At 37.9% G+C, this 6,347-nt stretch carries 6 protein-coding genes and 4 tRNA genes; 3 read left to right on the top strand and 7 right to left on the bottom strand.

The features are described from left to right. The first annotated feature begins 316 nt into the window (after positions 1-316). From yfiR to yfiB, 3 genes are read left to right on the top strand one after another with little or no spacing between them, the layout of a single operon-like run. The gene (gene yfiR, locus ACG916_RS12780; protein ID WP_512700214.1) at positions 317-820 is read left to right on the top strand and encodes a regulatory sequestration protein YfiR; all 504 of its coding nucleotides are present in this window, start codon (positions 317-319) and stop codon (positions 818-820) included. Between the two features lie 4 nt (positions 821-824). Continuing rightward, a complete protein-coding gene (gene dgcN, locus ACG916_RS12775) occupies positions 825-2,042 on the top strand; it encodes a diguanylate cyclase DgcN/YfiN (RefSeq protein ID WP_151958163.1) in 1,218 nt (405 codons plus the stop codon). A gap of 15 nt (positions 2,043-2,057) precedes the next feature. After that, positions 2,058-2,537, top strand: coding sequence for an outer membrane lipoprotein YfiB (gene yfiB, locus ACG916_RS12770; RefSeq protein WP_336954394.1), 480 nt, complete (start codon positions 2,058-2,060; stop codon positions 2,535-2,537). A gap of 141 nt (positions 2,538-2,678) precedes the next feature. On the opposite strand, the gene ACG916_RS12765 is transcribed toward yfiB, so the two are convergent. The 7 genes from ACG916_RS12765 to ACG916_RS12735 form a co-directional block, all read right to left on the bottom strand. Next, a tRNA-Pro gene (locus ACG916_RS12765) sits at positions 2,679-2,755 on the bottom strand. 24 nt (positions 2,756-2,779) lie between these two features. Beyond that, a tRNA-His gene (locus ACG916_RS12760) sits at positions 2,780-2,855 on the bottom strand. Positions 2,856-2,896: 41 nt separating this feature from the next. After that, positions 2,897-2,973: transfer RNA gene (locus ACG916_RS12755), tRNA-Arg, on the bottom strand. Positions 2,974-3,018: 45 nt separating this feature from the next. Further along, positions 3,019-3,095, bottom strand: a tRNA-Pro gene (locus ACG916_RS12750). Between the two features lie 152 nt (positions 3,096-3,247). Then, positions 3,248-4,315 carry a quinolinate synthase NadA gene (nadA, locus tag ACG916_RS12745; protein ID WP_336954393.1) on the bottom strand — a complete coding sequence of 356 codons (1,068 nt, stop codon included), beginning with the start codon at positions 4,313-4,315 and terminating at the stop codon, positions 3,248-3,250. A 149-nt stretch (positions 4,316-4,464) separates the two neighbouring features. Beyond that, complete coding sequence (argJ, locus tag ACG916_RS12740) at positions 4,465-5,685, bottom strand: bifunctional glutamate N-acetyltransferase/amino-acid acetyltransferase ArgJ (RefSeq protein ID WP_419328406.1); 1,221 nt, start codon at positions 5,683-5,685, stop codon at positions 4,465-4,467. A gap of 165 nt (positions 5,686-5,850) precedes the next feature. Next, positions 5,851-6,213 carry a hypothetical protein gene (locus ACG916_RS12735; RefSeq protein WP_336954391.1) on the bottom strand — a complete coding sequence of 121 codons (363 nt, stop codon included), beginning with the start codon at positions 6,211-6,213 and terminating at the stop codon, positions 5,851-5,853. Between the last annotated feature and the right edge of the window lie 134 nt (positions 6,214-6,347).

Below are 6,347 nucleotides of genomic sequence, written 5' to 3'. Positions count from 1 at the left end.
AAATCTCAATTCGAAATCTTAACAACTTAATCAAGTGCCTGATTTATCAGAAGTTTTATTTAACATCACCGCCGATGGATGTGCATTCTACAGCATTCCATTCCCAACACAACCCCTTTTTTTAAACTTTTTTATCAGTTGGACATTTTTTCGACCAAAATGGCAAAATAAGTCCTTTTTCCGCTATTTTTTGTCGCTTTTTTCATCATAAGAGCAACCCCTTTCATGTTTTTATTTAAATTTTAAGCTATTTATATTTGTTTTTTTTCTTTAAACTATTTGAAATAATTTTATCATTTAATAAATTAAGTCGAATATGGCCTGTTTTATAAATAGAAGAAGCTTCTGTTTAGGAATTTTGCTCTTATGTTGCAACTATTCCTCAGCCAATTCGTCACATAATATTTTCATGATGACATTGTCTATATTAAGCTATGCCAAATGGAACACTCCTAATCCAGAATTGTGCGTCGTTGATAATGCATCCTATGCAAACCAATTTTCTGCTTATATCAAATCAAATAAGTCTCCTTTTAATATAAATTCAATACATTCCGCTGATCTAAAAAATCGTCATTGTGATGCGGTATTTTTTTCGAATACTTCAGCACAAACCGAACAGGCCCTTATTGGGAAATCATTAAATTCATCTATTTTATCGTTTAGTTCAAGTAATTCTGAATGTGAAATTGGCAGCGTTTTTTGCTTATCCACCAACAAAACAGGAAATACTATTTTTAAAGTGAATTTAGATAGTTTAGCTCAGTCTAAAATACATGTTGATCCACGTGTTTTATTGCTGGCAAAGAATTCGGATTAAAATAATGATGAATAAATTTTTTAAATCGAGTTCCTTACAAACATTGTTTCGTAAATCTCAATTTACGACCTTTGCAATCACTTTATTTATTAGTACGTCTACTTTTGTCACGATTTCAGTATTTACCGTTGAATCTTATGCGAAACAAAACCTATTATTAATCAGTCGAACCGTGTCTGAACGTGTTCAACCTGCGCTAGTCTTCTCTGATAGAATCGCGATTTCACAGATTATCAATGAATATACCTTTCAACATTCAGTACGTCTGATTGAGGTTTATGATAATCAAGGTCATAAAGTTGCTGAAAGCCTAAAAAATGTTGAACACTATTCCTATATTCAAAACTTTTTTGACCATATCTTTTTAAAAGATGCCATCAAGCTAAATGTGCAACATCAAGGAAAGCTTGTCGGCCAAGTTGTGCTCTATGGAAGTTCCAATGAAATTTTAATGTTTATTTTTAAAATTTTTACGGGCTTAGCATTTGGCATGCTATTTATGGTTTTTGCTGTATGGTGGTCAGTAAACTTAACTTATCGCCATATTATGGGGTCATTTTTACCGATTATACAAATTGCACAACTATTAAGGAATCAGAAAGCATACAACTTAAGATTCCCCAAAAGTGATGTAAAAGAATTTCAAGACTTAAACAGTGTGTTCAACCAACTCTTAGATGAAATTCAATCTTGGCACACCCATCTTCAAAACGAGAATAGTGAACTTTCTTATCAAGTTCAACATGATCATTTAACCGAATTACCTAATCGTAATTATTTTTATCAAGTGTTATGTAATCTATATGAAGATACCAATCAACGTGAGAATTTAGCTTTATTATTTATTGATAATAATAATTTTAAAGCCATTAATGATCAATATGGACATTTGGTCGGTGATGAAGTTTTAAAAGAAATGGCTTCACGATTAAGACGCCATATTCGTCAAGATGATTTTGTCGCGCGCCTTGCGGGAGATGAGTTTGCAATTATATTACGTTCCATTTCTAAAATTGAACACCTCATCTCTATTGCGGAAAATCTGATTAAATGTTGTGAAGATCCTTTAATTTATAAAGGACAATCGATTTCTTTTAGCTTTAGTATTGGTATTGCCATCTCTAGTCAGGCATCAAGCCCAGAAGACTTAATTTCTCAAGCAGATCAAGCCATGTACAAAGCAAAATCTTTACAGCATCATTGGTTTATTTACCATTCATAATATTAGGGGGTTTTTATGACTTTAAAAAACGTACAACTTTCTATTCTTGCAATACTCTGCCTAGCACTTACGGGTTGTATGAATCTAGGTGGATTGAGCTATAAACAAGCTCGTGTACTCAAGAAAGAAGGTTTTGTATTAACGGATGAAGGCTGGAGTCTAGGACTACCAGAACGTTTATTGTTTGGTTTTAATGAATCGAATATTAATACCGAGCGACAAACTGAATTGGTTCGTTTAGCCACGCAATTAAACAAATATCATCTCGATAAGCTTAAAATTGTAGGTCATACCGATAATATCGGAAATCCTGAATACAATTTAAAATTATCCAAAGAACGTGCTCAAAATGTTTCAAATATATTTATTGAGCAAAAATTCAATCCACAAAATATCCAAGTGATTGGAAAAGGGGCTGACCAGCCACTTAAAGCAAATGATTCAGAAGAAAATAAAGCTGAAAACCGTCGTGTTGCTGTGATTATTATTCCTTGATAATCTTCTCTTTATTGAAAAAGATCTCTACGGAGATCTTTTTTTAGATCTATAGAATTTGACACTCGTTGACAAGCACAAATTTTAGGCATAAAAAAACCGCATCTAAGCGGATAATTTATACTTAAGCTAATACTTAAATGGTCGGAGCAGTAGGATTCGAACCTACGACCCCCTGGTCCCAAACCAGGTGCACTACCAGGCTGTGCTATGCTCCGAATTTACAACAAACTTAAGGGAATTGGGGTGAATGATGGGGCTCGAACCCACGACAACCGGAATCACAATCCGGGGCTCTACCAACTGAGCTACATCCACCGTCACATTAAGTTTTAGGATCTATAGTATCAAGCAACATATGGTGCGCCTGACAGGATTCGAACCTGTGACCATCCGCTTAGAAGGCGGATGCTCTATCCAACTGAGCTACAGGCGCATGACCAATGATACTAATATCACAGATTAACTTGCCTTGAAGAATTGGTCGGAGCAGTAGGATTCGAACCTACGACCCCCTGGTCCCAAACCAGGTGCACTACCAGGCTGTGCTATGCTCCGTTCATCTCAGCTTTTGTGTATCGCACATCGTGCGGTACGGTGTGCATTCTAGGCGTGACGCCACAAGACGTCAACACCTATCTTGAAAAAAAGTTAAAAAAACACGTCAAATGTATATTAATCAAACATTTCAGATGTTTTTTATACAATTTCTATCGTTTTAATTGAGCACTAAAGTTCAACATACGATCTAAAGGTAATTTAGCACGTTCAGCCAAAGCTGCATCTACGAATATTTCTTGATCAGCCTTTTGCAAAACTGACAAAATGCCATCTAATTCATTCATTGCCATCCACGGGCAATGTGCGCAAGAACGACAAGTTGCACCCTCACCTGCTGTAGGTGCTTCAATCAAGGTCTTATGCGGTACAGCTTGTTGCATTTTATAGAAAATGCCACGGTCTGTAGCCACAATCAAAGTGTCTTGTGGCAATGTTTGAGCTGCTTTGATTAGTTGTGAAGTACTTCCCACCGCATCCGCAATATCAATCACTGATTCTGGTGACTCAGGATGTACCAATACAGCTGCGTTCGGATACAGTGCTTTCATCTTTTCAATACCACGGGCACGAAACTCCTCATGCACGATACAGGCACCATCCCAAAGCAACATATCAGCACCAGTTTTCTTTTGAATATAACGGCCTAAATGTTGGTCTGGTGCCCAAATAATTTTCTCGCCCAAACTGTCTAAGTGTTCAATGATCTCTACAGCACAACTTGAAGTCACCACCCAATCAGCACGTGCTTTAACTGCTGCTGAGGTATTGGCATAGACCACAACAGTATGTTCAGGATGCGCATCACAAAATGCAGTAAATTCATCTACAGGACAACCTAGATCAAGCGAACAGGTTGCTTCCAAAGTTGGCATAAGTACTGTTTTTTCAGGAGAAAGAATTTTTGAGGTTTCTCCCATAAATTTAACCCCAGCGACAACCAGAGTAGTTGCCTCATGATCACGTCCAAAACGTGCCATTTCCAAAGAATCAGAAACACAACCACCCGTCGCTTCCGCAAGTTCTTGTACATCTGGATCACAATAATAATGTGCCACCAAAACAGCATTGTTTTTTTGCAACTCAGCTTTAATTTGCGCAAACTTCTGCTGTTTTACCACTGGACTCAGACTATTGTCCTTAGGTTCACCTAAACGATCTAAATGCGCTTGCACAACCGATTTTGCTTCGTTGGCAATTAAATTATTCGCATCATTCATAAGAGGTCTTCTCTTTCCTTGTCGCTGGCATCATGCTAGCGTTTATACACTTGTGAATTGATTGTACGGTTTAGCGCACATAAATTCACCACGAAAAATGTTTTGTTATAAAAAAGCCTCACGAATGAGGCTCCTTAAAAAATCAGTAGTTATGAACGATAGTCCGCATTAATTTTCACATAATCATATGATAGGTCACAGGTATATACCGTATCTTTGGCTTGCCCTCGACCAAGGTTTACATGAATGGTCATTTCTGTCTGTGACATTACACGCGCACCAGCTTCTTCGGTATAGTCTTCAGCAGCACCACCATCTTTACAAATTTGCACGTCGTCTAACCAGACTTGAATTTTTTCAACATCCAAATCTTTCACGCCAGCATAACCAATCGCAGCAAGAATACGCCCCCAGTTTGGATCAGACGCAAAAATTGCCGTTTTAACCAATGGTGAATGGGCAATGCTATAAGCAATATCACAGCATTCTTGTGTGTCATTTCCACCATCAACCGTGATAGTAATGAATTTGGTCGCCCCTTCCCCATCACGAATAATCAGTTGCGCCAAACGCTTCATCACACGCGATAAAACATCCAAGATCACAGTATAACGAGCATCATCTTCACTGCTAATTTCTATACCACCAGCCATTCCGGTTGCAGCAAAGATGCATGAATCATTGGTAGAAGTATCACCATCCACAGTAATCCGATTAAATGATTGGTCTGCACTAATTTTTAACATTTTTTGCACAAGATTTCGTGCAATTGGCGCATCGGTTGCAACAAAACTCAACATGGTCGCCATATTGGGGCGAATCATGCCTGCACCTTTAGAAATCCCAGTCATTGTATAGGTTATACCATCAAGCTCGAACTGTTCTGAGGTGCCTTTTGGTGTAGTATCCGTGGTCATGATCCCAGTCGCAGCGTCTGTCCAAGTGGAGTCATTCAAACTATTTAGTGCAGGCTGTAAACCTTGCGTTAAACGCTCAATGGGCAGTTGTTCACCAATAACCCCTGTAGAGAATGGCAATACCTCAAATTCTTCTACCTGCGCTAACTCAGCAAGCTTTAAACAGGTCAATTGTGCATTTTGCATGCCCAATTTGCCTGTACCCGCATTAGCATTCCCAGTATTGATGACCAAATAGCGCGGATTAGCTTGTGCTAAATGCGCTTTCGACACATGAACTGGTGCTGCGCAAAATGCATTTTGGGTAAATACACCCGCAACATTGGTACCTTGTGCAAATTCAAAAATAACTAAATCTCGTCGATTTGGATAACGGACATACGCCTCAGCAGAGCCAATTTTTACACCTTGTACCACATGCATATGCGGCATAGACACGTCACCAACAGCCATTTTCAAATGTCCACATGAATTAAAATGAAAATACAGCTTATTAGAATTCTCCATAAAAATCGAGCTTATTAAAATGCTTATTTATTTTTACTATAAGAAAAGCTTATTCATTTGAATATAAAATAAAAAAGCCAGTAAATATACTGGCTTTACATCAGCAACGTATCACTGTTGAATAGCAGTTGTTGTATCTGCAGCCAACAATGCTTGCTTTACTTTTTCTTGACTAGATACTGACAAGGCTGGATTCGAAGCAACAACACGATTAATCGTGGCCGGTGTTACCGCAGCAATTGCCGCAGTTTTTAAAATAATTGGGCGTCCGCCTGTATTACCTAAAGTATAACGAATACCAGTACGTGGACTGATTACAGTCGTGGTTTCATTTTTTACTTCTGCTTGGGCTGTCACTGCGCCTGTAGCAGCTTGTACTTTTTCCACTGTCGTCGTTTGTGGTGCTGTATCTGCAAATGCCAATGCTGGAACTGCTAAAGTTGCAACAAATAAAGGTTTTAATAATTTTTTCATTATCTTCCCAAAGATCTTTTCCAATTGAGCAACTTAATACCACTTAATCACATTTCCTGCAATAAAAATTAACGCATGGTAATAACTTGTAAAAAAAGCAGAACAATTGTTCTGCTTTTTCGTAACACTTTCAG

It is taken from the genome of Acinetobacter legionensis, from assembly GCF_048552295.1.
Lineage (GTDB): Bacteria > Pseudomonadota > Gammaproteobacteria > Pseudomonadales > Moraxellaceae > Acinetobacter.
Note: the sequence above shows the minus strand (reverse complement) of the source record. Positions and strands in the feature narration are given on the sequence as shown.